At 52.8% G+C, this 25,888-nt stretch carries 24 protein-coding genes and 1 tRNA gene; 9 read left to right on the top strand and 16 right to left on the bottom strand.

The window, feature by feature from the left end; translation table 11 throughout:
- The first annotated feature begins 118 nt into the window (after positions 1-118).
- Both AC0Z5Z_RS24110 and AC0Z5Z_RS24105 read left to right on the top strand, forming a co-directional pair.
- Entirely contained in the window at positions 119-1,795 is a 1,677-nt protein-coding gene (locus AC0Z5Z_RS24110) for a hypothetical protein (RefSeq protein WP_485611751.1), read from the top strand.
- Between the two features lie 135 nt (positions 1,796-1,930).
- Positions 1,931-3,280 carry a hypothetical protein gene (locus AC0Z5Z_RS24105; RefSeq protein WP_485611750.1) on the top strand — a complete coding sequence of 450 codons (1,350 nt, stop codon included), beginning with the start codon at positions 1,931-1,933 and terminating at the stop codon, positions 3,278-3,280.
- Positions 3,281-3,304: 24 nt separating this feature from the next.
- Here AC0Z5Z_RS24105 and AC0Z5Z_RS24100 read toward each other — a convergent pair whose 3' ends face one another.
- The 15 genes from AC0Z5Z_RS24100 to AC0Z5Z_RS24030 all read right to left on the bottom strand — a co-directional run bounded on the left by AC0Z5Z_RS24100 (position 3,305) and on the right by AC0Z5Z_RS24030 (position 17,688).
- A complete protein-coding gene (locus tag AC0Z5Z_RS24100) occupies positions 3,305-4,924 on the bottom strand; it encodes a DNA polymerase (protein ID WP_485611749.1) in 1,620 nt (539 codons plus the stop codon).
- On the bottom strand, positions 4,899-6,548 hold the full coding sequence (locus AC0Z5Z_RS24095) for an RNA-directed DNA polymerase (RefSeq protein ID WP_485611748.1): 1,650 nt from the start codon (positions 6,546-6,548) through the stop codon (positions 4,899-4,901). The genes AC0Z5Z_RS24100 and AC0Z5Z_RS24095 overlap by 26 nt, the downstream gene beginning before the upstream one ends.
- A 633-nt stretch (positions 6,549-7,181) precedes the next feature.
- Positions 7,182-8,036 carry a hypothetical protein gene (locus AC0Z5Z_RS24090; protein ID WP_095048367.1) on the bottom strand — a complete coding sequence of 285 codons (855 nt, stop codon included), beginning with the start codon at positions 8,034-8,036 and terminating at the stop codon, positions 7,182-7,184.
- 96 nt (positions 8,037-8,132) lie between these two features.
- A complete protein-coding gene (locus tag AC0Z5Z_RS24085; protein ID WP_485611747.1) occupies positions 8,133-11,018 on the bottom strand; it encodes a DUF927 domain-containing protein in 2,886 nt (961 codons plus the stop codon).
- Positions 11,015-11,287 carry a DUF3077 domain-containing protein gene (locus AC0Z5Z_RS24080; protein WP_485611746.1) on the bottom strand — a complete coding sequence of 91 codons (273 nt, stop codon included), beginning with the start codon at positions 11,285-11,287 and terminating at the stop codon, positions 11,015-11,017. Before AC0Z5Z_RS24080 ends, AC0Z5Z_RS24085 begins: the two co-directional genes overlap by 4 nt.
- Positions 11,284-11,565, bottom strand: coding sequence for a hypothetical protein (locus tag AC0Z5Z_RS24075; RefSeq protein ID WP_130888221.1), 282 nt, complete (start codon positions 11,563-11,565; stop codon positions 11,284-11,286). The genes AC0Z5Z_RS24080 and AC0Z5Z_RS24075 overlap by 4 nt, the downstream gene beginning before the upstream one ends.
- Positions 11,566-12,095: 530 nt before the next feature.
- Positions 12,096-12,401, bottom strand: coding sequence for a hypothetical protein (locus tag AC0Z5Z_RS24070; protein ID WP_485611745.1), 306 nt, complete (start codon positions 12,399-12,401; stop codon positions 12,096-12,098).
- Positions 12,398-13,006, bottom strand: coding sequence for a hypothetical protein (locus tag AC0Z5Z_RS24065; protein ID WP_485611744.1), 609 nt, complete (start codon positions 13,004-13,006; stop codon positions 12,398-12,400). Before AC0Z5Z_RS24065 ends, AC0Z5Z_RS24070 begins: the two co-directional genes overlap by 4 nt.
- Positions 13,003-13,272 (bottom strand): helix-turn-helix transcriptional regulator, encoded by a 270-nt coding sequence (locus tag AC0Z5Z_RS24060; RefSeq protein WP_485611743.1) that lies wholly within the window; start codon positions 13,270-13,272, stop codon positions 13,003-13,005. The genes AC0Z5Z_RS24065 and AC0Z5Z_RS24060 overlap by 4 nt, the downstream gene beginning before the upstream one ends.
- Positions 13,269-13,517 carry a helix-turn-helix domain-containing protein gene (locus tag AC0Z5Z_RS24055; RefSeq protein ID WP_485611742.1) on the bottom strand — a complete coding sequence of 83 codons (249 nt, stop codon included), beginning with the start codon at positions 13,515-13,517 and terminating at the stop codon, positions 13,269-13,271. Before AC0Z5Z_RS24055 ends, AC0Z5Z_RS24060 begins: the two co-directional genes overlap by 4 nt.
- 100 nt (positions 13,518-13,617) lie before the next feature.
- Positions 13,618-13,980 (bottom strand): 4-fold beta flower protein, encoded by a 363-nt coding sequence (locus AC0Z5Z_RS24050; protein ID WP_485611741.1) that lies wholly within the window; start codon positions 13,978-13,980, stop codon positions 13,618-13,620.
- A gap of 92 nt (positions 13,981-14,072) precedes the next feature.
- On the bottom strand, positions 14,073-14,732 hold the full coding sequence (locus AC0Z5Z_RS24045; protein ID WP_485611740.1) for a hypothetical protein: 660 nt from the start codon (positions 14,730-14,732) through the stop codon (positions 14,073-14,075).
- A gap of 340 nt (positions 14,733-15,072) precedes the next feature.
- Positions 15,073-15,933 (bottom strand): hypothetical protein, encoded by an 861-nt coding sequence (locus AC0Z5Z_RS24040; RefSeq protein WP_485611739.1) that lies wholly within the window; start codon positions 15,931-15,933, stop codon positions 15,073-15,075.
- Positions 15,934-16,197: 264 nt separating this feature from the next.
- Positions 16,198-17,439: a tyrosine-type recombinase/integrase gene (locus AC0Z5Z_RS24035; protein WP_485611738.1), complete on the bottom strand. Its 1,242-nt coding sequence runs from the start codon at positions 17,437-17,439 to the stop codon at positions 16,198-16,200.
- Positions 17,440-17,603: 164 nt separating this feature from the next.
- Positions 17,604-17,688 (bottom strand) — tRNA-Leu (locus AC0Z5Z_RS24030).
- Positions 17,689-17,796: 108 nt separating this feature from the next.
- On the opposite strand from AC0Z5Z_RS24030, the gene queA reads away from it, so the two are divergent.
- The 6 genes from queA to AC0Z5Z_RS24000 all read left to right on the top strand — a co-directional run bounded on the left by queA (position 17,797) and on the right by AC0Z5Z_RS24000 (position 23,901).
- Positions 17,797-18,861 (top strand): tRNA preQ1(34) S-adenosylmethionine ribosyltransferase-isomerase QueA, encoded by a 1,065-nt coding sequence (gene queA / locus AC0Z5Z_RS24025; protein WP_485611737.1) that lies wholly within the window; start codon positions 17,797-17,799, stop codon positions 18,859-18,861.
- A 14-nt stretch (positions 18,862-18,875) separates the two neighbouring features.
- Positions 18,876-19,991 (top strand): tRNA guanosine(34) transglycosylase Tgt, encoded by a 1,116-nt coding sequence (gene tgt, locus AC0Z5Z_RS24020; protein ID WP_160768392.1) that lies wholly within the window; start codon positions 18,876-18,878, stop codon positions 19,989-19,991.
- 43 nt (positions 19,992-20,034) lie between these two features.
- A complete protein-coding gene (gene yajC / locus AC0Z5Z_RS24015) occupies positions 20,035-20,373 on the top strand; it encodes a preprotein translocase subunit YajC (RefSeq protein ID WP_016773317.1) in 339 nt (112 codons plus the stop codon).
- A 65-nt stretch (positions 20,374-20,438) separates the two neighbouring features.
- A complete protein-coding gene (gene secD, locus AC0Z5Z_RS24010; protein WP_016773318.1) occupies positions 20,439-22,307 on the top strand; it encodes a protein translocase subunit SecD in 1,869 nt (622 codons plus the stop codon).
- 9 nt (positions 22,308-22,316) lie between these two features.
- Complete coding sequence (secF, locus tag AC0Z5Z_RS24005) at positions 22,317-23,231, top strand: protein translocase subunit SecF (protein ID WP_041479932.1); 915 nt, start codon at positions 22,317-22,319, stop codon at positions 23,229-23,231.
- Between the two features lie 121 nt (positions 23,232-23,352).
- Positions 23,353-23,901, top strand: a complete 549-nt coding sequence (locus tag AC0Z5Z_RS24000) for a glycine zipper 2TM domain-containing protein (protein WP_041479931.1) — start codon at positions 23,353-23,355, stop codon at positions 23,899-23,901.
- 250 nt (positions 23,902-24,151) lie between these two features.
- Here AC0Z5Z_RS24000 and suhB read toward each other — a convergent pair whose 3' ends face one another.
- Positions 24,152-24,970, bottom strand: coding sequence for a type III secretion system regulator SuhB (gene suhB / locus AC0Z5Z_RS23995; protein ID WP_016773320.1), 819 nt, complete (start codon positions 24,968-24,970; stop codon positions 24,152-24,154).
- Positions 24,971-25,115: 145 nt separating this feature from the next.
- Here suhB and trmJ point away from each other — a divergent pair, with 145 nt between their 5' ends.
- Positions 25,116-25,886 (top strand): tRNA (cytosine(32)/uridine(32)-2'-O)-methyltransferase TrmJ, encoded by a 771-nt coding sequence (gene trmJ / locus AC0Z5Z_RS23990; RefSeq protein WP_041479930.1) that lies wholly within the window; start codon positions 25,116-25,118, stop codon positions 25,884-25,886.
- Positions 25,887-25,888 lie beyond the last annotated feature (2 nt).

The following is a 25,888-nucleotide window of genomic DNA, read 5'->3' as shown; positions in this document are numbered from 1 at the left end:
GATACAAAAAAATCGTAGCTGCATAGCCTTTGAACAGAAGTAACCAATTCGTCGATTTGCCCTTTTTCCTAATGCACTCCAATCTTGACCATCGCAACGGATTGGGGAGTGGTACAAGGTGGTTGAATTTTGCTACGGATTTGTATGTTTCGCGCCTTTGGCTTCGAGTGAGCCGAAATTTTTTGGGTTCTCTGAGTTTTTAGCCGGCTTAGCGTTGATGGTTTTAGCCTGGACAATGGCTGATGTCTCTTACCGGTTCAGGGTTGCAACAGCCCCTATACGCTTAAGACGTTGGACCTTTGTTGTTGTCTCGACCGTTGGAATACTATCTTTACTGACGGATTTATGGAGAGCGGAACAATGGTGGGTGCCTAGAGGTAGTGTATTCACTCCCGCATCATGGCAGGCTTTTTTGGGTGCGCTTTTCTTAATGACATTTCTATCTTGGGCTTGGTTCGCATTTATAAGACCACCAGTGTTCGGTCGAACTAATGCAAAGAACTTTCGTCGTGCATTGTATGATTTTGCACTCAAGGGCACTCCCGCGGAGCTATCCGTTGTAGCAGATGAGCTAAAAAAATCTGCAGGTAAAATTGTTGAATTTGCGCCTGAGTATAAAGACTTTGTTGAATCAAAAAGAAGTAATAAGTCTAAAGAGTTATCCATTGTGGCGTGTTGCGCAGATGATATTTTAATGCTGATTTCCGAAAGGAAGTTTTGTAAAGCTATAGTCGATTCTTCGCCAGCTACAGCTTTGGAAGTGTACAAGGCTATTAAGACGACAAAGAAGTATTCAATTAGGATCGAAGTTTTTTCTAAAAATATCGTTAATTATGCTCTGCTTAATAGAGACTCTTTTCTTTTTCAAGAGGTAGGGGGCTATGACTCCGGGTTAATTGGCCATACTAAGCCTCTCAGTCAAGCTATGTTTTCGGATCATGAGATGGTAGAAAAGATCGGCTCAATGTTTGAGTTGGATCTATGGGGGGAGCACTCATTTGAAACCCCTCAATGGGAAGCATACTGCCGTATTGTGATGATGGCGTATGAGGATAAAGTCAATAATAATTTTTGGGGTGGGTCACGCTCTCTTTGGAGCGCAGGAACTAATATTCAACGCGCCGTATTTGATCTTTATAAGCTTAACGGTATTGATGACTATACTTTGAAAGATGACGGGATAAAAAAACTAAAAGTCGTAGTTGATTTTATAAAAAAACTGATGTCTGTTCTTGATAAAAAAGGGGTGCCAAAATATATTACGTTGAAGAAAGAAGGCGTCATAGGGACGCATTTTGATGATGTGGCTAAGCTTATATTTGAAGTGATCCACAGCGCGGGAGCGGTCCAATCTCCTTGGTCTTTATGTTGGTGGCTACACCACAATCTAATATGGGGTGAGATATTCGGAGGCTTTTCGCATGATGGAGATGCAAGTAAGGTCATTCGGCATAAGTTTAGAAGGTTGATATACGACGAAATACAATTCATGAAGAAAACACCAAATTATAAGGGGGCAAAGTTTGTTGGCTATTTTCTAAACGTCTTAGGATTACTACCCTATAAGCTAAATAATAAGCATGAGAAAGTCTTAAGGAATATTATTGTCGGATGGGTGAAAGAGTTTTATGCTGATCTTTATATTCGGCATCCGCAGCTGGCCTTGAGTTGTCTTGTCGATGGTATGGTTTACGATGACCAAAGTCTTCGGTTGATTAAAACTTATCCTTCTAATGCCCTTCGGTCTAAGCCTCGTAAGGTGTTTCTACAGCTTCGTTGTGTAAAGGTGGTTTGATAGCTGTGTATCTGACATATAGTAAATGTGAAGTGTGTCTGATGTGGTTGAATGTAGCGAGCGAGAACCTAGTCGCGGTACGGTTGTACTGATGTATTTGATTTGCTCTGTAAAGATAAAATATGAGATTGTCTAATGAAAAAAATAGTATCAGACGCGCAGCAGCTATCTATCGATGTTAGGGAAGGTGCTTTAGTAATTGAGTGCGCAAAAATCACACTAAGTCAGCAATGCGCGAAGAACCGTGTGACCTACTCAGCTGCCGGAAGAATTATCCAGGATAAAAAGGGTTGCTTTTATATTTGTATGAACTACAAATGTAAGAAATCGTCCTCTCCGTTTCTCATAATGACATCCTCTGCTTTATCTAATAATACGCCCACTGGCACGGTTTTTCCAAAATCTTCTTACTTTAGTATGGTAGCGGTTTCGGTCGATGGGAAAGTTTGGAGAGGAGAAGACATATGGCTGGAAGCTGATTGTTTTTGGACCACGCGAACTGCTGTTGTAAAGGCAGAGTGTTCGGTAATCTCCAATATGGCAGTTCACCGGGATTCACCTGCTGTAAATTACTACGAATATACCGTTAATGTTAAAGATTTCCTATTTCCTAAGAATGAGTTCACTGACTATGGAGATGGAAGGCTCAGAAACGTAAGTGTCTTTAGTGTGGGTAGATACAGTTGTCGGTTAAAAACTCATGAGAGCTATATTAGTTTATTCATTAGCTCTGAAAAGAGGGTTGATAAAAAGATCTGCGGTGCTATTTTGAAATCCATAGAAATAATCAGCGGGACCCCTCTAAAACCTACGGTGACGGAGAGCAGAAATCGCTTTAATTCTTTTACGAAAATAGAAGCGTTAGATATGAGTGAGCAAGATATGAGGCTTCCCCCACCTATCCCCAATCGTCATCCAGGGCAGCTTAATAATTGTGCTCTCTACATAAAGTTAATGGTGAAAAAAATTGCCTGTGAACAGCCGCTTTTTTATCAATATTGGCAAGAGCTTTGTGTTTCTCAAACCGCAAGTATTGAATCCTTTTCACTTTGTGTGAGTGTAAACGTCGAAGGGATGGTTAACGAGTATTTTTCTGATTTGAGACGGGCTGACCCGGAGTTTGTTCAGGAGTGCCATGATGCTGCTGCCATTCTAAGGGCGCTATTGACTGGTACGGAAATAACATCCAGGGTTCAGGAGAAAATATTCCATAGTCTCGCTAGCGCCAAAACACCGAGTGTCAAAAATGCGCTTTATTCTATATTTGAGAAAAATGCAGTAGATAAGTGGAATCTTATAAGGCATCCCGCTGCGCACGGTACACTTTCGCAGAAAAAATTTAACACGCAGCAGCTACTTGACAGCTCTTACAGCTGTATATTTATGTTTTATGAAATGCTAGCTCGACATATAGGCTTTAATGGGGATCGCATTGACTACTCCTCTGGTGGTCACCCTCGACTGTTGTGTGATGTGCAGGATTAGCTCGCTTCGAAGCTAAAAAGGCATCTAGATCGTAAAGAATTGTGCTTTAGATACCTTGGGTTTGAGATCTGGACATATTGATCTTAATGGTTTTTCCATTGAGGAAGTTAATATTTCGAATACCTCTTTTGAGTATCGTTTTTTTGCGGATACCAATAAGGCGTCGTGCATTGGAAGCACAATTCGTCCTCTGTGGCCTACATTCTCGTAGAATTCTAAAATGGCCATTTTGAAGATGTGAGATGCTGTACCTTGAATTTTCTGGCTGATAACTGCTCGTTGCTGTTTTTCACTTAATACCCCGTTTTTTACGCTAAATCGCCTTACTCCTCCAAAACCATTATCAACGAAACCTGTTTCGATAACTCCTTTGTAGACGTCGTCTTTCCATTTTTCTATAGATATAAATTTTTCCAGAAAGCTCGTTAGACGTTTTTTCGAGCCTCTTTGTTTTGCCTCGGAAACGCGGCACAATGTTTTTTCTTTCATTCCATATATATATGATAGGAATAGCCGTTTAGCAAATTTTCTATTGCTGGGATCACCATAGACATCTATTGCAAGAGTTTCGTAAATGTCTCCCTGGTTGTAGAGTCCTACTAGTTCGTCGCATCCGCTAACGCTTGCCAATATACCTGCTTCAAACTGTTCGTAGTCTGCATATAAGAAAGTGGAATCGCATTCTGCTGTAATAATGTTTCGGTGTATCTTAGATATGTTTTGCAGCTCAGGGTCTTTGCATAATATTCGACCTGTTGTTGTTCCCATGGTGTCAAAGATTGGATTTAGTGTATTTTGAGCGCTGGGTATTTTCTTGAAAATGTAAAGGTTAGTACTGGCTTTAATGGTCTTATGTAATAAGCCAATGGTAGTATTTGTTTCTGCCAATAATTTAATTTGTAGATTGATTTGGTTGCTGCTGTCTGAAGAAAAATTAATTCCTTGTGTTTGCTCTTTAAGGACTTTCAATTTGTCGTTGCTATTGGGTATGACGAGTGGGAGTGAGGATCGGTCGGATAGCTCTTTAATGGAGGAGTAAAGCTCGGATTCTAATTTTGATCGCTTCAGTTTTACAGCATGCTTGTCATAACTAATCCCCTTTACTGATAATTCGCTAAAAATAAAAAATATTTTTTGTTCTATATCAAAGTATCTTTGGATCGCTAAGCTGAAATATGGGTTGCTTAAATATCGAAGAAGCTGCTCTCTAGCAGCTTGTAAGAAATAATGTATAGCGGGCGTTAAAGCTTCATGATTGCTTCTTGAGGTGTCGTCACCCCAAAAAGCTTTTATGTATTTCGAGATCAACACTTCTCCTTCAGCTGGGAGAGTTCCGAATAGTCGCACTATGTCTCTATTCTTTTCTGAGGATTCTTTGTTTTCTTTTGTCTCAATTGTATTTATTAGTAGCCCAATGTCACCGATATTGTTCGGTAAGGCATTTCCTGATCCAATAAATTCATCTACTAATAGCGTGCTGTCATGAAAGAAAATAGTTCCATCAATTTTTCCGATGTCACTTATTTTAAGTTGAAGAAGTTTGTTTTCATGTCCCATGGCATATATGCATGAGGGGCGTACATTGCTAAATTCTTTTAGTATGGTGGCGAAATAAATGTTATTCATATTTTGGCAGTTGGTCATAAATTTCTTTGAAATTGTATGTCGGTAAGGGGCTTATGTAGACCCCACGGAAGCGGGAGGCTGAAATTCTTCTTCCAGTATTTTTTGCAACTGGAACTATATAGCTAAGTATTTGGGGGGCTACGTCCTTGGTATCGATCTCATGAAACGCTATCAATAATGCACGCTGATAGAGAAAGCATTTGTTATGCTCAAGCGATTTTAATAGGTTTGTTGATAGGCTTGCTTTGTAATGTTTTGCTAAGTAGATCAAGGCAGAATTAACTTCGGGGGTGTATTTTTCCTCGTCGATAATACGTAGTGCAGTTTCAGTTAATCTGTCATCGCGGATCCCTTGTAGTGCAAGTAAGCGCCAGAGTAAAAAAGATTGCCATGAATAGATCGATTTTTCGCGGTCAAGCATTAAGTCGGTTAACTTCAGCTTGTTGCATTCGTTAAGCTTGCATGACATGAGGAACGATACGAATCTGTCGCTGGTGACAGCGTGTTCAGAAAGAGCTTCTATTACATCTGCTGCAATAGTATTGAAGTATTCTTCGCCTAGGTTGAAGTTTTCGCAGCGTTGTAGTTTTTCCAATCTGTCGATGCAGAATCTGAACCCCCTTTGCTGAGTGTTTTTCTGATCTATTAATTCCTTGCAGTAAGCCGCTATAAGTGGGAGCGAACGTGCTATTACATATTTGCTTTTAGATCTGAACATCGAGTCAATTCGCTCGATTGTTTCGTTCTCACTGGAGAAGAACTCTTTGAATTCTTGACAGTCTCGATTTTCAATAATTGCTGTTTTTTTGGAGTTGACATTTAGACCAAGCCTTCTCAGTTCACAAATAAGGACTTTTAGCGCTTTTCTGGCTTGATACTTGTCATCGCATACGATCCTGATGTCGTCAACGTATCTAAAATATTCATAGCCGTGATTTACCATCGCTTCATCGATGCTGCACATGACTACATTAGAAATAAATGACGATGCATCTCGATTTTGGGGGAGACCCACGATGCCATTAAAACTCCAACTTTTCAGGCATCTAACTAGTGTGTCGACAGCACATCTTAACTCTACTTTCAGAGTTCCTTTTGCATTACAGGTTTTAAGCAAGTGACAAAGCGCGGTTTCAACGTCAGAGATAAGTATGTTTTCGTAATAGTTTAATATGTCAGTAATCAGTAAAACGCTTCCGCTGTCAATTGAATACTTTGTTATTCCCTCAAATATTTTCCATTGCTCAATTTTATGACGTATCAGATATTTTTCTCTTTCTGAGGAGTCACTGGTATCTAATCGATAACTGAGTACTCGTTTTGAAAGGGCGCTGTCCAGATGCTTCATTAGAAAAGAGGCAGTTGCTTGAAAGACAAATCTGTCGACAATATTGCTTTCTATGCTGTATCGAACAGAAAAATTGCTTTTCGGTATGTTGAATATCGAACATTTGCCTGGCTCATACCTGCCGAAATTTTCTTCTAAGTTAGATTTAATGCTCTCGGTTATTATCCCCGGATTAAGAAAGTCTTCATAATTCAAAAAGTCGGGGAACCAGTCATCCCTTAGATCTTGCTTTAAGTGAGAAAGCGTTCTATTAACGTCTATATGAAAACCGCCTAGATTCACTTCCTCTTCCATCGACTTTTCCTTGACAAGAAAATTGGCAATGAGCGCTTATCTTGAAGCTGAAGCGTAGCTCATCGGAAGCAATGGCAGAGAAGTACTTGGTCGAAAAGTGTTACCTGTTCTCGAGCCATCTTGGTGAGCTGCGCGCTCTGCGGTTGTCGCCGATGAACCACTTATATGTGTCGGTGGCATGCTCCACGGAAATCACAATGTGCTGCATCTTAATAAAGACGGACATCTCTGCAGTCATTTCAGCTAGAGGAAACCTGCGAGTCTGATAACCCGTGTAGGTGCCCCCCCTTCAGGAGGACCCGTAAAATCTGCCGCTACGGCTCTTCGCCTGGGACTAGTCGCACACAGCAATCGGCAGAACCGGAGCTATCCGTCGCGTCCATTAGCGCTGAAGGTTCACGCCGTGAAAAGGGGCGAGGGGAAAGCTAATCCTTAGGTAGCGAAAAGGCAGTGTTCCACGTGTTCCATGTGTTCCAGAAACTTCGGAGGCCACGAAATACGTGGCTTTCAGAGGCGGAACACCAAATGCGAATAACCGGAACACCAGTTACGCGGAACACGTTTGGTGTTCCGCGATTTGGTGATCCGGTTAAGGGTGGAAAGCAACACCGTAGGTATCGGCGATGCGGTGAGTCATGCGGCTAGCAACTGCTCCATGGACAGTGCATAGGCTTTATCTTTGATTGTCTTCTCGCTGATGCACGAAGCCCCATGCGGGGTTTGTAAGGGCACATAGAGCTCACTCAACGAGCTTGTCCATCCCAAGGCTTTCTCGGTGGCTTCCAAGTGTGCCGCAACGGTGGCGAACTCCTGAGCGGCCTTGTCCATGCGGTCAGCCCACATGATCCGCGCTACGCGTAGCTGGCGCTGACGAAGATCTTTCAAAACCTCTCTGATCTCTGCAATTTCCACATCGAGCTTCTCGACTTCGTTTTTCAAGGCCTGCGCGGTCGCTGCCAATCCTCGCTTGCCACGTGTCACCATTGCCAGTGCTTCGGAGGCGAGACGCAGCACCTTCTCCGCACGCTGCTCATCTGCGTCGTCTCCGTCACTGAGAGCTACCGCATAACTCGCCGCGGCTTGTTTCTCTGCATATTGGGCCTTCTCGACTTCGGCTCGTTTCTCATCCTCTAGCTTTTGCAGTTTGGTCGATAGTTTTAGGCGTTTGTCCTGCAGTTTTTGCAGGTCGCTCTGTACCTGACCGATTTCTTTCTGAGCCTTTTTGATGTTGGCGCTCGCGAACCGGGTGCCATCTTCCCAGTCGACCAGCCTTTGAATACGCTTGATCTCGGAAGCGTGACCCTCGATAGCAGATTTAGCGTTATCAAACGCATCAGTGATTTCGCGAGGATAAGGCGCTCTATTGATGCGGTTGTTTGCGTGGAAGCGTTTGGCCTCCTTTGCCGCCGCGCTAAGATTCGGTAGCGCCTTTTTGAGACGTTCCAGTTCCGCTTGATGGTGCTTGAGTTGCTTTTGAAGTTCGCTCATGAGAATTCTTCCATATCAAAATTTGTGGTGTTTGTACGCATTATTCCGGGCGGGCCAGACCCGAGGCGGCCGGCAGCTCTCCTCGATCCGCCAACTTCACGCGGCTTCGGTTTCAGAGGAGAGGAGGGCGTTGGCATGCACCACGTACGCTCTCGTTTTGGCGAGCCCGGGGAGCCGCACCGATTGCGCAGCACGACCTTCCGCGCTGGCTTCCAGAATCCCGCGCTCGATCAGTTCCCGGTTGACCAAGGTGAGGCTCATGCCTTTGAACACTTCCGCCCTCCACGCGGTGGGCAAGAAGTAGTAGGTGACTAACGTGTAAACGCCATCGCCCATGCCGTGTTCAACTGTGCGCCGGAAGCCGAGGCGGTCGGTGGTCCGTGGTGCGTGATCGTCTGTTTTGGCGGCAAGACCGTCCCAGCGGGTGAAGCGGCTTTCACCGAATCGCTCGATGACCTGCTGCAATCGATTCACAATGGCGTCGCCTTCCATGTTCCCGGCACCGCCGCGCTCTTCGAGCCAAGCATTGAGGCAAACCTGCGCCGCTGTGGTCGCAGTACCTTCCGGCCAGCCAGTAACACCAAGTGCCGTCGCCAGTTCACCGGCTGCAGCGGCGAGACCGAAGCGAGCAGCGGCTCGATGCGCCTGTCCGCTGGCGGATGCAGGAAGCGCTTTGGCGATAAAGCGCTCTACCGTGCGCCGCAGCATGGCTGTCCAGCCGAGCATTTCACCGGGCTTGCACAGCGCTGACAGGAATGCGGTAAGCGGCGTACCGTAGTATTTTCCTACTCGTGCTTTGAGTGCGTCCGACAGGGCGGCGGCGTCTTCGAACCCGTTCAGCACGTCGAACATGCCCAGGCCTTTGCTCGCATCCGCAGGCACCGCCAGCATGCGGATTTCCATCCCTGCCTTTAGCTCTTTGTTCGCGTCGGCCATGTGCTGCGCCAGTGTCTTTTCGCCGGTCGAAAGAAACAGCAAACGCCACTCTTGCACCTGACGGCCCGCTAGCCCTCGATCATTGGCGCGAGCTTTGCCCGTGCCGTTGCCGAGCATGTACACCGTTTCACCGATGATGCGCGGATCACACATACCGATTTCGTCGAGTACCAAGACGCCGTCCGAATGTGCGGCGGCAATCGACTCCAACGCGTTGTCGGTAGAGCGCCACGACCGGACCAATCTCGGCCCGCCGTAGATCGACGCGGCAACTTGTAAATGAGTCGTCTTGCCGCCGGAGCTGTCGCCATACAGATGGAAGCCACCTGATTCATGCCCTAACAAGTGCAGCAGCGGCCCGGCAAAGGCCACGCTCACAACAAACGCCAAGCGGTGATTGCCAGCACACAGAGCACCGATTTGCTGCTGCCATTGCTCTAGCGTCCCTGCCTCGCTGATAGGTGGCAGCTGCGCCCCGGAATCGCAGAAGAATAAGTGCTCATGGCTGTTACCAATCTGTTGATCAGGCAGCAGGTATGCAGGCCCATGCCATCCAAGGCGAGTGACCAAACGTGCCCGCTCGTTGCTGTCGAACCCTTGCAGATAACTTTGAAGATCGTTGCGCGCATTGCGACCTGAGCGCGTTCCAGGTAAGCGCAAGCCCATATCTACCAGCGGCCCTAATACGTCTTTGCCGAAGTCACCGGTCATGTTACGAGCGGGAATGTTCCAGCGCTTTTTAGCGCCGTCTGGATCGTCGAACTCAACCAGCAAACCCCAGTTGTGACCCTTGTCATCGCGAGTGCGGGCGAGAATCTCCAAGGAGGAACACACTGGCCGCGACTCACCATCATCGCCGGTATAGAACACGCCTTCGGGGGCCAGTCGAAATCCACCGGGCAGCAAATCTGTTTTCGATTTTGCCGGTTGTTTGGCTGCTGCTTTTGGCTCTGCAGGTTCGTCGGACTGCTCGTGTTTGAGGGAGACGAAAAACTCACCGCTGCGCTCCAGCTCGGCGACGTGTGCTGCCGTCCAACCTTTGGCCAGCGCGTCGGCGGCATCGTCGCCTTCGTCCCACTTACCACCTTTGGCAAACGCGGCTAGACCATCCCTTAGCGTGGGTTTGCGCTTGAACGTAGCCAGTTCAACGAATCGCACCGATTCGGCACCGATCTCGAGCAGCTTTTTGGCGACCTCTTCCATGCACGCTGAGCCGCTGCTGTCGTTGTCCGGCCAAAGCACAACATGACGTCCTTTGAGTGGTGCCAGGTCTGACTTGTGCCAAGAGTTAGACCCGTTCGGCCAGCACATGGCCACGAAGTCCGGCATCAATTCGCTTGCCGCATCGGCGGCTTTTTCGCCCTCGCACAACACGACAGGTGCAGAATCGCGCAGTGCCAATTCTTCCAAGCGTAGGAGCGGACGCGGGTCAGGCAATCCCTGCCATCGCCATTGCGTGGTTTCGCTGTTGGAGTGCTGGCACCAAGTCAGTGGAGCGAAGACTTTTTTAGGCTTGCCGTCTTCATCTGGACCGAGATCAAAGCGGTAAAGCGCCATGAGTGGCTGACCGCTAGCGTCACGGTAGATCCAGACCTTCGACGGAGCACCGTGATCTCGATGGCGGACCGGGCAACGTTGCATCGCTTCGGCCGGGATCGGCTGTATGGCGGTCCATGTTGGCGCTTTGGTTTTACCTTGAATTGGAGCCGACCGCGCAGCACCGACACTCACGCTCAGCAGTTCGGTGAGCTTCGCGCACGCCTCGACATCGGTGCCGCCGTCCAAGTAGCGGACTAAATCAATCAGGTCTCCGCCTTTGTCTCCAGTAGCGAAGTCAGCCCAGGTGCCTTTGTTCAAATTGACCTTGAGCGAGCCGGCGCGCTTATCGGTGCGAGTCGGATTGGGGGCGGTGTATTCCTTGCCGCCGTCTACACGCTTTCCGTTGGGCAGCCAGTGCGCGAGGACACGTTCAATGTCCTTCTGCGAGGCAGCTTTTACGTCGGCGAAGCTCGGACGTTTCGTTTTGCTGCTCTGGTGCTGGCTCACGTGTCGGCCCTCGGCGAGAACAGGGTGTCAGCCACGTCATCAAGCAGCGCTTTTGCCATTTCACCTAGATAAAGAGCAGGCCAACTAAACCGTTCGCATTGATCGCTCATGGCGGCGTCGCGGTTCAGCAGGTTCACGTCGTCTTGCAACTGAGAGGCTAGCTCCAGAGCATCCTCGATGGGGATGCCTGCGTTGACGCGAAATAATTTCAAGCCGCTGGCATTAGCAGGCGAAAAATCCGTGCGGCCAATCGTGGTCAACGCGTTCATAGCGCACCGCCTTCGTGCTCCGCTGGAACGGAAGTGGTATCACCGTGCAGAGCGAGGGTTTTGATCAAGCCGAGGGTGCCGCGAACATCCCAAATGACGGCGGCAATAACACGGTTGGAGAGGCGCGACTCACCTTCAAAGTGGTCTTCGAGCAACGTCAGCACCGAGTCCGCGCGCTCAATTGCGCAGGCGATAGCGTCAATCGGCACACCAGCCCCGGCGCGCTGACTGACGCTGAGAATGTCTTCGGGCAGGGCAAAACTCAGGGCGTTGTTCATTGGGCACCGCCTGCGGCTTCGAGAGCGCGAGCTTTGGCCATATGTGCGTTGTAGCGGGCGAGACGTGTAGCAAGACTTGAGTTGGCGTGTAGAGCGGCGAGAGCCATTGCACGGTGTGCAGCGGCGCGATTTTTGGACGGAATGAGGGCGTGCATGGGTGAGGCTCCTACTTTCTGACTGGAGCCGCCACCGTCCTTCCTACGGGATTGGGTGGCAGCTGTGCGCGGGGTAGGAATACCGGGATAGTAGGCACCCGGCCAGGCCGAAGCCTGCCCACACACAGCCGCCATAACACGATACTGAAGGCGAAAAAAAACGCCGGCAGTTGTGATCTGGGCGCTGATGCGCCTACTAATTCTCGGGTTCCTACGCCCGGTCGCTGAATTTGCAGCGACGGCGGCAGGATAACTCCGAGTTTTTACAAGCGCAACCGGCACGAAGCCTTGCGCATTTTTTTGATGCGACATAAATTGACCTGGCATACAGATTGACCTCAAACGCCCCCGGTTGCCGCCGGGGGCGTTTTCGTTTCAGGCGTGGGCTTCCCAGCGCAGATTGAGCAGGGGCAGGAAGCCGTCATCGAGCATTGAGCGGGCGTCTTCGTAGGCATCCGTTTGCTGGCCTTCGTCGACAATCACCGCACCGATGTTTTCGCAGTGGAGTGCGAGGGCACACCAGGTACCGTCGGCCCAGCTAAGTACACTGACCACGCGCCCCTGTTTGTCCTGTCGGCTGCGATAGCGCTCGAGGCGCTGCATCGTGGCGTCTGAAAAGCCGATGCGTCGCAGTACTGAAAAGGGATGCATCAAAGTTTGATTGGCAATCGAATGACTCACGCGGCCTCCTGCACGTTGGCGAACAACGGAGGCGGAGTGTCACCCTTGAGCCACGCGAGGATCTTCCTATCCTCCGCGTAGCGGCGACGGTGCTGCTCGGCGAGTACATTGCGCCGCTCGTTCAGACACCCTTCCATGTATTCACTGAGGTCGGATGTAATGCGCAGATCTATATAGAGCCGTTCACTGATGCCCTTTTCTTGCTCAATTTCCTTGTCAACGAACTTGCCCCAGACGTCCGAATCGTTGGAGTAGCCATCCTTCTGATCGATCAGCCAATAGGTGACCCAGTTGTTGAGCGCGGATTGGCTCAGCCCTGCACGACGTCCTTCCTTCATCGCGAAATGGCCATGACCGTGAATGCTGGAAAACTCACGGCGAACGGCGTGCTTGCGGATGATCTCCGGCAGTTCCCAGGGATTGGGTGCGAGCGGCAATACGACGCCATCAGGATTGAAAAAGAACGCCTCTTTTTCTTCACCGTTCCAGCTCACGCCGGCGATGGTGCGGTGACGCCAATTGATTCCGCCTTGAGCGTAGAGCTGAAAGCCGATGCTGTAGGAGTCGTGGAAGGGGCCTTTGAATGGGCAGTAGTTACGCTTCATGCGGCCACCTCATCACGGGCTTCAATGCGACCGCGTGCCCAAGCTTGAACTTCCGACAAAACCCAGGCGACAGGGGCGCCGCGAGCGTTGCTGTTGGTGAGTTTTACGGTTTTAGGAAAACCACTTTCAGGCTCATTCATCAGCTTGTAGATGGTGGGGCGCGCAAGGCCGACGATTGCCATGACTTCGGCGATACGGATGAGCGTCAGCGATGGGTCGATTGGCGTAGAGTCGTTTGCAGAGGAGAGGAGGCGAGAGGTTTTCACTGCTCGTTCCTCGCACTTGTGGCAGCGCTATGTGTGCGGCTTTCGAGCCAAGTCGACACATCCTTAGGTCGATAACGCACGCGGCTTCCCACTTTTACATACGGCAGCGGATTGCGGCGCGAACTGCGCCAAGCGGCGAGCGTGCGATGAGACAGACCCAGAGTAGCGGCCACTTGATCGGGTGTAAGCAAATCAGTGGCGGAGTGTGAAAGCGGAGTGATGGATTGAAGCGTTGTCGCAGTCATTTAACGTTTCCTGTAGTCGTGGAGAGTTACAGGGCTAACGCTAAATTAGGGAAAGGAAATGAACGGTGGTTCACTTCCCTTTTCAATAACATTACGGGTGTTAGGGTTGGTTAAAAAATGCTGCTGCAGTGAGGTTAGACCAACTCGCGCTCAAGCCAGGGCGGCCAGGGCGTCCTGCACGCCCGCCCTTTCCTGGACGACCACCTCGACCTGCTTTTCCTGGCCGACCAGCGCGCCCGGGTTTACCAGGACCACCATTGGCATGTTCAGTGAATAGCAGGGCACGTCCATTGGGGTCATAAATCCAGCCATTAACGAACCAACCTAAATGCCTTCCGGCGAAGGAGTAAATAGACTCCTCATGGATATATGCAATAGGCTGGCCGCCGAATGTGTAAAGATGTTCACCGTCTTGACAGTAGCAGTATGGTTGGCCGTTGCTGTCGTAGAAAGTAAGTTCCATACAATCCCTCGTACTCTGGTTGATGAGGCTGCTTTAATACATCGATACTGAACGATGCAGATGGTTCGGTCTATTTGACGGCTGGACGAGTATCATTTTAGATAATGTGCTAAAAATTGCTCTACTTCTTTAATCATAGAGCGTACATCATCCGCAGAAAATTCAGAGGACTTCCCGTGTGCCGCATTATTTCTAATGTCCGCGAGCGCGGTAATCCTTTTCTGCTGAAGTTTATTATAGGTACCAGCCTTGGCCAGATCAGCGTTCATCTTGTCGAGCTTGCCATGCTCAAGAGTACTTCTGTCGCATAATTCTCTAAGTCCGGTTTCAAGGACGACCCCTGCGATAACGGCTGCTGCAACATGATAGCCGCTTGTCAAGAGCTCTTCCGCTTGCTCTAATTCATTGTCGAAAACCTCAGCTTGGACTAAGGCCTTAATAGACGTCAAATAGCCGCCCTCAAAGTCATCTTTTGCCGCCCCTAAAACAGCTCGCGTGCGTTTCAATGCCTTGTAATAACCATCGCCTAAACCGTTTAACTTTTCTGCATGAACAAATTCGACGAAATGCTGTGAAGCTTCTCCGCAAACTTGAATTATAATGTTTTTTGCTTTTACACGCCAAGATAGAAGGGCGTCGTGGTCGATTCGCCACCCATCACCGAAATCACTGGCTACTTTGACTTTGGCTGTTTCTATCGCATTTACTTCGTTCATCAAGCTTTCAAATCTTTCGGAAATTTTTTTGTTCAAAGTGGATTCCTTTCTTTAAATGCCAAGGTGAGCGTGCAGCATTTGTGGATACTGTAGCAGTAGCTTATGTCAGGAGGGCAGCCCCTGCGCGTGTGATTCTTAAGCCCATACATTACGCCCAAAAAAATGACGTATTTTAAGAAGAAACGACGAGACCTAGACAAGCGTAACGTGAGGCTATGGTTGGCGAGCCTGTCCGAGAAGGACTCGCCTCTTGCGATTGGTGGCTATGCCTCCGGAGGCGCTCGCTTTTTAGCGAGTCAAATCGTCTCTGATTAGCACCAAGTTGAATGTCTATGACAGGTAATGTCGATTTGAGTCTGTAAACGCTACGCTGCTTCTAAGAAATCACACGGTTTGCGACTAAAATATTGCGGATTTGTTTTGTGGAAAGCTTGGCGGTACCGCTCGGTAACTTAAGTGCAGAATCGGTGCCTGCGATAATGCCAACGATCTCTCTTTCTGATCGACCATCACTGAGCAGGCGCTTGGCGTGGGAGCAAATGCTCTCATTGCGATCTATCGTGGCTTCACGGCGTATGGCTGCCGAGCTGTTGCCCGCTTTGCGCGCAGTTGCGCTAATCCGGATCTTATCTGCGCTGCTCAAAAGCGGAGAGGCGTAGACGTTCGCCAAGGTCATGTAATGCCGGGCTGCACCCATCAAGTCAGCGGCCGCCTCACGTGCTTCGATTTCCAGATGAGGTTGCTCGTGACGTACCTCTTCCACAAGCTCCATAAAGTCTTCTGACGCATCTGCAATCAGAGCCGCTAAATTCTCAAAGTTTCCCGCATATAGAACCTTGTCGAAGCCGCTTAACCAATGCTCCAGTGTCTCAATGACGCGGCAGGCTCGATCAATCGCCATCGCAGCAACGTATTGGCTGTCAGCGATAGCTGAGTTGGATGATTCACCTACCGTCCAGTGGATGCATCGAGGTAAATCGTCTCTAGAGCGCTCAAATTGTTGGCGTATGTTGTAGGAGAGCCGTCTGACATTTGCCAGCACTCGAATAGACTCAGCGGACCACTCCCCATCTGTCAGATGGCTCGCCCAATGCTCCTGGCCTTCTAGTATTAGTTCGAGAGCATCATCGATGCGTTCTGCGAATTCGTCGTATAGCGTGAATCGCTCAAACGTTTCGACAATCTCCCATCCCTCAATGTTGAGGGGAGCGCTCAAGTAGAATTTTCTATTCAACATTCACCCCTCGCCCCGTTTCCGTGCCCGAAAAAATGCGAGCGCTTGCGCCCGGCAGAGCTGTAAGGCCGCCAGTGAGGAGGGGGGAGTTCTGTTTGCCGGTGTTGTTAATTTTGGAACACCTTTTGGGTGCCATCGACCATGTGTTCCAGTTGGGCGCTATTGGTGTTCCACCGTTGAAAGCCAAACAATTAAAGGCTCTCAGCAGTTTAGGAACACATGGAACACGCGGAACACCGCGTTTTTGAGGGTTCAGGATTTGCATGATCAAATGGCTTGTCCGAATTGGCCCAGAACGACGTTCCCATTCTGCAGCTTGTCCAGATGATCGGCATACCACTGCATCATGGCTGTCCGTTGCTCGAGGTACTGAGCTTTGTTGTAGACCCCCGAGATGCCCTCTTCTTTGTGGGCCAATTGCGCTTCCACATGCTCCTTTGGCCATCCGTGTTCACGCAGCAAGGTGCTCGCCGTGTGCCGTGTACCGTGACCAACTAGACGCCCTTTGTAGCCAATGGTCGCGAATACCTTATTTATCGTGTTTTCGCTGATTGTAGGGTTCTTCGCGCCTACTCCCGGAAATAGCCAGCGGCTGCGCCCGGTTAAAGTTTGCAGCTCTCTAAGGGCGGTCAGTGCTTGGCGCGGAAGGGGACACACAAAGTCTCGGCGCATCTTCATCTTAGATGCAGGTGTAGTCCAAAGAGCTTTATCGAGATCAAACTCTTTCCACTCCGCGAGACGAACCATTCCCGGCCTAGAGGCTGTCCATATGCAAAGCCATGCCGCCGTTCTGGCGGTGAGCCTGCTGGGGGTGTTCTTTAAGGCGGTGAGGAACTCGCCGAGTTCGGGCTCTAGCAAATGAGGGTGTTGTTGAGTCTTCGGTGCTTGAGCTGCGATGTCGCGTAGACGGCTACCTGGATCGTTTTCTGTCAGCCCCAATCCGATTGCTCTGCCGAAGATCTGATTGACCCACGTCCGACATTTCTCCGCAACGTTATGCGCCTCCCGAGCTTCGAGGGAGGCCTGGAGATTTGCACAATCGGTTCGGGTTATTTCGTCCAGAGGTTTATCACCAAGCGCTGGAAGAATGTCTTTGTCGAGGTAGGTGCGGATTTTGTTGAGGGTGGAGGGAGCGAGACCTTTCTCCTCCTTTGCCTTTAGCCAAGCTTCCGCAGCTGCTCTGAAGGTTCGGGTTCGAGCGGCATCGATTGCCGCTTTTGCCGAACGCTTCTGTTCAAGAGGGTCGGCACCGCTACTGACAACCTTACGTAGATCGGCTGCTTTTTCACGGGCAAGTGCGCCGCTGACTTCTGGATAGCCGCCGAGGCCCATCCATGCCCAGTTACCCGCAGGCCGCTTGTACCTGAGTTGCCATGACTTGCCACCGTCCGGCTTGACCCGAAAATACAAGCCGTTTGCATCCAGTTCTCGATATTCCTTTGTTTCAGGCTCAAGCCCTGCAAGCGTCGTATCGGCGAGGGGGCGGCGCTTGATGTCTGCGCGTTTCATCCTTGTATCCCAAAGTTCGGTATTTTTCTCAGGATACAAGCAGGGATACAGGGATACAACGGATAAGGGGAGACAGGGGTAAACAGACAGGCACAAAAAAACCGGCCAAGTGGCCGGTTTCTCTGGGTCTGAGAGGCTGGTAGAGACTCTCAGATACTGCTATGTGGTGCCCCGAGGGAGACTCGAACTCCCACTCCTTTCGAAAACGGATTTTGAATCCGCCGCGTCTACCAATTCCGCCATCAGGGCTCAATGGCGGCGAAGTATAGAGAGGTGATTACCGTTGGTCAATCACGTTTCATGGTCAATTTTCGATATTTCCGCTAGACTTTCCGGCCCTGCTAGACGAACCCCATCATGCGCGTTGCTGACTTTACTTTCGAGCTTCCTGATTCGCTGATCGCCCGCCATCCGTTGGCCGAGCGTCGCGGTAGTCGCCTGCTGACCCTTGATGGGCCGAGCGGCGCCCTGGCACACCGTCAATTCACTGATTTGCTGGAGCATTTGCGCCCGGGCGATTTGATGGTGTTCAACAATACCCGGGTGATTCCGGCGCGGCTGTTCGGGCAGAAAGCGTCCGGCGGCAAGCTGGAAATTCTCATCGAGCGCGTGCTCGATGCGCACCGCGTGCTGGCGCATGTGCGCTCCAGCAAGTCGCCGAAGCCGGGTTCGAAGATCCTTATCGACGGCGGTGGCGAAGCCGAGATGCTCGCGCGTCATGATGCGCTGTTCGAGCTGGGTTTTACCGAGGAAGTCTTGCCGCTGCTCGATCGCGTCGGGCACATGCCGTTGCCTCCTTATATAGACCGCCCGGATGAAGGCTCGGATCGCGAGCGTTATCAGACCGTGTATGCCCAGCGTCTGGGTGCGGTGGCGGCGCCGACGGCGGGGCTGCATTTCGATGAGCCGCTGATGCAGGCGATTGCTGCCAAGGGCGTCGAGACTGCGTTCGTGACGTTGCACGTCGGCGCGGGGACGTTTCAGCCGGTGCGTGTCGAGAAGATCGAAGATCACCACATGCACAGCGAGTGGCTGGAAGTCGGCCAGGATGTGGTCGATGCGGTCGCTGCGTGCCGTGCGCGTGGCGGTCGGGTGATTGCGGTCGGCACCACCAGCGTGCGTTCGCTGGAAAGCGCGGCGCGCGAGGGTGTGCTCAAGCCGTTCAGTGGCGACACCGACATCTTTATCTATCCGGGCCGGCCGTTTCATGTGGTCGATGCCCTGGTGACCAATTTCCATTTGCCGGAATCCACGCTGTTGATGCTGGTTTCGGCGTTTGCCGGTTATCCCGAAACCATGGCCGCCTACAAGGCCGCCGTGGAAAACGGCTACCGCTTTTTCAGTTACGGGGATGCGATGTTCATCACCCGCAATCCCGCTCCAACTGCCCCTGAACAGACAGGCCCAGAGGAAACAGAATGAGTCGCGAATGTCGAATGTCCTTTGAGCTGCTGGCCACCGATGGCAAGGCTCGTCGTGGTCGCCTGACCTTCCCCCGTGGCACCGTAGAGACCCCGGCGTTCATGCCGGTCGGCACCTATGGCACGGTCAAGGGCATGCTGCCGCGCGACATCGTCGCCACTGGCGCGGAAATCATTCTGGGCAACACTTTTCACCTGTGGCTGCGTCCCGGCACTCAAGTGATCAAGGAGCACGGCGACCTGCACGATTTCATGCAGTGGAAAGGCCCGATCCTCACCGACTCCGGCGGCTTCCAGGTGTTCAGCCTCGGCGCGATGCGCAAGATCAAGGAGGAGGGCGTGACCTTCGCTTCTCCGGTCGACGGCGCCAAAGTGTTCATGGGCCCGGAAGAATCGATGCAGGTGCAGCGCGATCTCGGTTCCGACATTGTGATGATCTTCGACGAATGCACGCCGTATCCGGCTGACGAAGACGTCGCGCGGGTATCGATGGAGCTGTCGTTGCGTTGGGCCCAGCGTTCGAAGAATGCCCACGGTGACAACACCGCAGCGCTGTTCGGCATCGTTCAGGGCGGCATGCATGAAAACCTGCGCATGCGCTCGCTCGAAGGCCTCGACAAGATCGGCTTCGACGGCCTCGCCATCGGCGGTCTGTCGGTGGGCGAACCGAAGCACGAAATGATCAAGGTGCTGGATTATCTGCCGGGCCAGATGCCCGCTGACAAACCTCGTTACCTTATGGGCGTTGGCAAACCGGAAGATCTGGTTGAGGGTGTGCGCCGCGGGGTGGACATGTTCGATTGCGTGATGCCAACCCGTAATGCCCGCAATGGGCATCTGTTCATCGATACCGGTGTGCTGAAGATCCGTAACGCGTTCCATCGCCATGATGAATCGCCGCTGGATCCGACCTGCGATTGCTACACCTGCCAGAACTTCTCGCGCGCTTATCTGCATCACCTGGACAAGTGCGGCGAAATGCTCGGCAGCATGCTCAATACCATCCATAACTTGCGCCATTATCAGGTGCTCATGGCTGGTTTGCGCGAGGCTATTCAACAGGGTACATTGGCCGCCTTTGTCGATGCCTTCTACGCCAAACGCGGACTTCCCGTTCCGCCTTTGGACTGAGTTTTCTGACCCCAAGATTCAACATTTGCAACTGGAGTGCTAAATGAGCTTTTTTATCTCTAACGCCATGGCTGACGCAGCTGCACCGGCTGCTGCAAGCCCAATGGGCGGCGGCTTCGAGTGGATTTTCCTGGTCGGCTTCCTGGTCATCTTCTACCTGATGATCTGGCGTCCACAGGCCAAGCGCGCCAAAGAGCAGAAGAACCTGCTGAGCAGCCTGCAGAAGGGCGACGAAGTCGTGACCACTGGGGGCATCGCCGGCAAGATCACCAAGGTTGCCGATGACTTCGTGGTTCTGGAAGTTTCCGACACCGTGGAAATGAAGTTCCAGAAAGGCGCCATCGCCGCCACGCTGCCAAAAGGCACGCTGAAAGCGATCTAAGAGCAACAACTTCTACTCAATCGACGGGGCGCGCAAGGCGCCCCGCGTTCATAACGGGCGGCGTGATGCTGAACAAATACCCTCTGTGGAAATACATTCTGATCCTGGCGGTGCTGGCGATCGGTCTGATTTATTCCGCTCCCAATCTTTACCCTGATGACCCGGCGATTCAGATCAGCGGCGCCAGCACGGCTCTGCAGGTCAATGACGCCGATCTGGCTCGCGTCAGCACAGCGCTGAAAGAGTCCGGCATCAACGTCAAGGCGGCTACGCTGACGGCAGGCGGCAAGGGCGGTCTGATCCGTCTGAGCAAGGCTGAAGACCAGCTGCCGGCCAAGGATGTTGTGCGCAAGGCATTGGGTGATGACTACGTCGTCGCGCTGAACCTGGCACAGACCACGCCGCAATGGTTGCGCAACCTCGGTGCGCACCCGATGAAGCTGGGTCTGGACTTGTCCGGTGGTGTGCACTTCCTGCTCGAAGTGGACATGGACAAAGCCCTCGATGCGCGCCTGAAAGTCTACGAAGGCGACGTCAAGAGCCTGCTGCGCAAAGAGAAGCTGCGCTATCGCAGCCTGCCGCAACTGGGCGGTGCCATTCAGTTGGGCTTCAGCGATGAAGATTCTCGCGAACAGGCCCGTGCGCTGATCCGCAAGAACTTCAACGATTTCGACATTGTTCCGGCCGATCTCAACGGTCAACCGGTGCTGCGTCTGGCGATGACCCCGGCCAAGCTGGCGGAAATCCGTGAATACTCCATCAAGCAGAACCTGACCACGGTACGTAACCGCGTCAACGAGCTGGGTGTTGCCGAACCGATCGTGCAGCGTCAGGGCGCCAACCGCATCGTGGTTGAGCTGCCGGGCGTGCAGGACACTGCCGAAGCCAAGCGTATCCTCGGCAAGACGGCCAACCTTGAGTTCCGTCTGGCCGCCGAGCCGGGCGCTTCGAAAGCCACTTCCGAGTCGTTCGAATTCCGCGAAGGCAACCGTCCGCCAGCGCAGATCGAGCGTGGTCTGATCATCACTGGTGACCAGGTCACCGACGCCAAGGCCGGTTTCGGCGAGCACGGCACGCCTGAAGTGAACATCCGTCTGGATGGCCACGGTGGCGAGCTGATGAGCCGCGCGACCCGCTCCAACGTCGGCCGCAGCATGGCGGTGATCTTCATCGAACAGCGTCCGGTCACCACTTACACCAAGCAAGTGGTTGATGGCGTCGAGAAAGACGTTGCGGTGCAGACGTTCAAGGAAGAGAAGAAGATCATCAGCCTGGCGACCATTCAGTCGCCGCTGGGTGCGCAATTCCGCATCACTGGCCTGAACGGTCAGGGCGAGTCGTCCGAGCTGGCGCTGCTGCTGCGTGCCGGTGGTCTGGCTGCACCGATGTACTTCGCTGAAGAGCGCACAATCGGTCCGAGCCTGGGTGCTGACAACATCACCAAAGGTATCGACGCTTCCCTGTGGGGCATGCTGTTCGTATCGCTGTTCATCATCGCCATCTACCGCTTCTTCGGCGTCATCGCCACCGTCGCGCTGGCGGTGAACATGGTGCTGCTGCTGGCATTGATGTCGCTGTTGGGCGCCACGCTGACCCTGCCGGGTATCGCCGGTATCGTCCTGACCATGGGTATGGCGGTCGACGCCAACGTACTGATCTTCTCGCGGATTCGTGAAGAGATCGCCGCCGGCATGACTGTGCAGCGGGCAATCAACGAAGGCTTCGGCCGGGCATTTACTGCGATTCTCGATGCCAACCTGACCACCTTGCTGGTCGGCGGCATTCTCTTCGCCATGGGCACCGGCCCGGTGAAGGGTTTCGCAGTGACCATGTCCCTCGGGATCTTTACCTCGATGTTCACGGCCATCATGGTGACCCGCGCAATGGTCAACCTGATCTTTGGCGGGCGTGACTTCAAGAAGTTGTGGATTTAAGGGGCTGCCATGTTACGTACAATCAACTTCATGGGCGTTCGCAACTTCGCGTTCGGCGTCACCGTGTTGCTTACCGTCATTGCCTTGTTCAGTGTCGCCACCAAGGGCATGAACTGGGGTCTGGACTTCACCGGCGGTACGCTCATCGAGCTGACCTACGAGCGTCCGGCCGATGTCACCAAGGTGCGCGAGCAACTGGCGACTTCCGGTTATCACGAAGCTGTGGTGCAGAACTTCGGCGCCACTACTGACTTGCTGGTGCGCATGCCGGGTGAAGACCCGCAGCTGGGCCATCAGGTCGCAGACGCATTGCAGAAGGTCGGCGGCGACAACCCGGCGACGGTCAAGCGAGTCGAGTTCGTCGGCCCGCAGGTTGGTGAAGAACTGCGCGACCAGGGCGGCCTCGGCATGCTGCTGGCGCTCGGCGGCATCCTGATCTACCTGGCGTTCCGCTTTCAGTGGAAGTTTGCGGTCGGCGCCATTGTGTCGCTGATCCACGACGTGATCGTGACCGTGGGTATCCTCTCGTACTTCCAGATCACCTTCGATCTGACGGTGCTGGCGGCGGTGCTGGCGATCATCGGTTATTCGCTGAACGACACCATCGTGGTTTTCGACCGGGTACGTGAGAACTTCCGTGTGCTGCGCAAGGCGACGCTGATCGAGAACATCAACATCTCGACCACCCAGACCCTGCTGCGCACCATGGCGACGTCGATCTCCACGCTGCTGGCCATCGCGGCACTGTTGTTCTTCGGCGGCGACAACCTGTTCGGCTTCTCCATCGCGCTGTTCATCGGTGTACTGGCGGGTACCTACTCGTCGATCTACATCGCCAACGTGGTGCTGATCTGGCTGAACCTGACCACCGAGGATCTGATTCCTCCGGCCAACACCGACAAGGAAGTCGACGACCGTCCATAACGGCCAGCGATTTCCCGGCTGTCAGCCGACAAAAGGCGCGAGTTGAACTCGCGCCTTTTTTTGTGCTCCAAGGCTGGGAGAAGCGCGGGCGCGTCCCGCATGTGATGGTCAGGAGGTTCATGTGAACAAGTCGTTGCTGGTTGGTGCGGTATTGGGTGCTGTCGGTGTCACAGCCGGGGGTGCTGTTGCCACCTACAGCCTGGTTAAAAGCGGCCCTGAGTATGCGCAAGTATTAGCCGTTGAGCCGGTCAAGACACAGATCAAGACTCCACGTGAAGTATGCAAGGATGTAACCGTGACCCGGCAGGCGCCGGTCAAGGATCAACACCAGATTCTCGGCACGGCGATCGGTGCCGTAGCCGGTGGTTTGTTGGGTAATCAGGTGGGCGGCGGTACCGGCAAGAAGATTGCCACCGTGGCCGGTGCAGTTGGCGGCGGTTATGCCGGTAACAAGGTGCAGGAAGGTATGCAGAACCGCGACACCTACACCACTACGCAAACTCGCTGCAACACGGTCAATGACATCAGCGACAAGGTCGTCGGCTACGACGTGCGTTACTCGCTCGATGGCAAGGAAGGCAAGGTGCGGATGGATCGCGATCCGGGCAACCAGATTCCGGTCGACAAGGAAGGCAAGCTGATCCTGTCGCAGAATGAGCCGGCTCAGTAAGGATTTACGGTTGTGAAAAGAAGCACCCTGCGGGGTGCTTTTTTTGTGCTCGCGATTTCTTCAGTCAACCGATCTCCTGTTGATTCACCTGATTAGTGTAGGAGCTGCCGAAGGCTGCGATCTTTTGACTTTGTTTTTTTGATAGCAAGATCAAAAGATCGCAGCCTTCGGCAGCTCCTACAGGGAACGGTGTTGAATCGCAGGCATAAAAAAAGCACCCCGGAGGGTGCTTTTTGGTTTCGCGGAAAGCTTAGCGCTTCAGCGAAGCCGGCAGGTGCGGCTGGATCGCCGTCAGCACTGCCTTGAAGCATTTGGTGTTGCCGGCAACGATGTGGCCTTTTTCCAGGAAGTCGTGACCACCGGTGAAGTCGCTCACCAGACCGCCGGCTTCTTGAATCAGCAGGGCGCCTGCAGCCATGTCCCACTCGGACAGGCCCGATTCCCAGAACGCATCGAAACGACCGGCAGCTACGTAAGCCAGGTCCAGGCTCGCCGAACCGGCGCGGCGGATGCCGGCAGTCTGGCCAACCAGAGCGCGGAACATGCCCAGGTAGTTGTCGAGGTTGTCCATCTGGTCGTCACGGAACGGGAAGCCAGTGCCGAGCAGGGCGCCGTCGAGGCTGGTACGACCGCTGACGCGCAGACGACGACCGTTCAGTTGAGCGCCGCGACCACGGCTGGCGGTGAATTCTTCCTGGCGAACCGGGTCCAGAACCACTGCGTGCTCCAGGCGGCCACGATATTTGCAGGCAATGCTCACTGCAAAGTGCGGAATGCCACGGAGGAAGTTGGTGGTGCCGTCCAGCGGATCGATGATCCACAGGTACTCTTCGCCTTCGATGCCGGTGCCAGCGTGCAGGCCGGTTTCTTCACCCTGAATCGAGTGATTCGGGTAAGCCTTGCGCAGGGCATCGATGATTTTCTGTTCAGCGGCGCGATCGACCTCGGATACGTAGTCCTTGGCGTCTTTTTCGTCGACCTTGATGGTATCCAGGCGCTCGATGGAGCGGAAGATCAGTTCACTGGCGCTGCGGGCGGCGCGCAGCGCGATATTCAGCATGGGCTGCATGGATGTGTCACCTAAGGTTGTTAAAGAAAGCCGCGCATTCTATCAGAACTTTTCTTCAGGTGAAGGACGCTGTTCGCTTTCATAGCTTAACGGTAGGCTGTTCTGTAAGATTTGCCCCCCTTTCCTGTGTCCGAGAGCGCCTCCCTTGCTGCAGAACATTCGTGTCGTCCTGGTCAACACCAGCCACCCCGGCAACATCGGCGGGGCCGCGCGCGCCATGAAAAACATGGGTCTGTCGCGACTGGTGCTGGTCGATCCGCGGGTCTTCCCGCACCACGAGGCCGATGCCCGCGCCTCCGGTGCCGGTGACATCCTTGAAAACGCGCAAGTCGTCGCCACCTTGGAAGATGCTCTGGTCGGCTGCAATCTGGTGCTCGGCACCAGCGCCCGCGACCGGCGTATTCCCTGGCCGCTGCTGGATCCGCGCGAATGCGGTAACAAAGTGGTCGAGGAAGCCGGGCAGGGCGCCGAGATTGCTTTGGTGTTCGGCCGTGAAGATTCCGGCCTGACCAACGAAGAGCTGCAGCGATGTCACTTTCACGTACACATCCCTTCCGACCCGACGTTCAGTTCGCTGAACCTCGGGGCGGCGGTGCAGGTGTTGAGTTATGAAGTGCGCATGGCCTGGCTGGCCGCACAGGGTCAGCCGAGCAAGGTCGAGAAAGAAGAAGTGGCCTCGGTGAAAAGCGCCGAGCTGGCGACCATGGATGAGCTGGAGCGATTCTATGAGCACCTGGAGCAGACGCTGGTCGCCATCGAATTCCTCGATCCGGAAAAGCCACGGCACTTGATGGCGCGCCTGCGCCGGTTGTACGGACGCAGCTCGGTCAGCCGGGCGGAAATGAATATTTTGCGTGGCATCCTCACGGAAACCCAGAAAGCGGCCCGTGGCGAGCTTCTAAAGCGGAAGGATTGAAT

The organism is Pseudomonas sp. 1L-E-NC-VB-C3 (assembly GCF_057291535.1).
The sequence above is the reverse complement of the archived record's forward strand: the minus strand, read 5'-3'. Positions and strand labels throughout refer to the sequence as shown.

Bases quoted from the DNA above. Each gene is read 5' to 3' on its own strand.
- secF (WP_041479932.1), top strand. From the start codon at position 22,317: ATGTTACGTACAATCAACTTCATGGGCGTTCGCAACTTCGCGTTCGGC.
- tgt (WP_160768392.1), top strand. From the start codon at position 18,876: ATGTCCTTTGAGCTGCTGGCCACCGATGGCAAGGCTCGTCGTGGTCGC.
- AC0Z5Z_RS24035 (WP_485611738.1), bottom strand. From the start codon at position 17,439: ATGAAACGCGCAGACATCAAGCGCCGCCCCCTCGCCGATACGACGCTT.
- AC0Z5Z_RS24095 (WP_485611748.1), bottom strand. From the start codon at position 6,548: ATGGAAGAGGAAGTGAATCTAGGCGGTTTTCATATAGACGTTAATAGA.
- AC0Z5Z_RS24040 (WP_485611739.1), bottom strand. From the start codon at position 15,933: ATGTTGAATAGAAAATTCTACTTGAGCGCTCCCCTCAACATTGAGGGA.
- AC0Z5Z_RS24065 (WP_485611744.1), bottom strand. From the start codon at position 13,006: ATGAAGCGTAACTACTGCCCATTCAAAGGCCCCTTCCACGACTCCTAC.
- queA (WP_485611737.1), top strand. From the start codon at position 17,797: ATGCGCGTTGCTGACTTTACTTTCGAGCTTCCTGATTCGCTGATCGCC.
- AC0Z5Z_RS24055 (WP_485611742.1), bottom strand. From the start codon at position 13,517: ATGACTGCGACAACGCTTCAATCCATCACTCCGCTTTCACACTCCGCC.
- secD (WP_016773318.1), top strand. From the start codon at position 20,439: ATGCTGAACAAATACCCTCTGTGGAAATACATTCTGATCCTGGCGGTG.
- AC0Z5Z_RS24090 (WP_095048367.1), bottom strand. From the start codon at position 8,036: ATGAGCGAACTTCAAAAGCAACTCAAGCACCATCAAGCGGAACTGGAA.
- AC0Z5Z_RS24105 (WP_485611750.1), top strand. From the start codon at position 1,931: ATGAAAAAAATAGTATCAGACGCGCAGCAGCTATCTATCGATGTTAGG.
- AC0Z5Z_RS24050 (WP_485611741.1), bottom strand. From the start codon at position 13,980: ATGGAACTTACTTTCTACGACAGCAACGGCCAACCATACTGCTACTGT.
- yajC (WP_016773317.1), top strand. From the start codon at position 20,035: ATGAGCTTTTTTATCTCTAACGCCATGGCTGACGCAGCTGCACCGGCT.
- AC0Z5Z_RS24075 (WP_130888221.1), bottom strand. From the start codon at position 11,565: ATGAACAACGCCCTGAGTTTTGCCCTGCCCGAAGACATTCTCAGCGTC.
- AC0Z5Z_RS24080 (WP_485611746.1), bottom strand. From the start codon at position 11,287: ATGAACGCGTTGACCACGATTGGCCGCACGGATTTTTCGCCTGCTAAT.
- suhB (WP_016773320.1), bottom strand. From the start codon at position 24,970: ATGCAGCCCATGCTGAATATCGCGCTGCGCGCCGCCCGCAGCGCCAGT.
- AC0Z5Z_RS24100 (WP_485611749.1), bottom strand. From the start codon at position 4,924: ATGACCAACTGCCAAAATATGAATAACATTTATTTCGCCACCATACTA.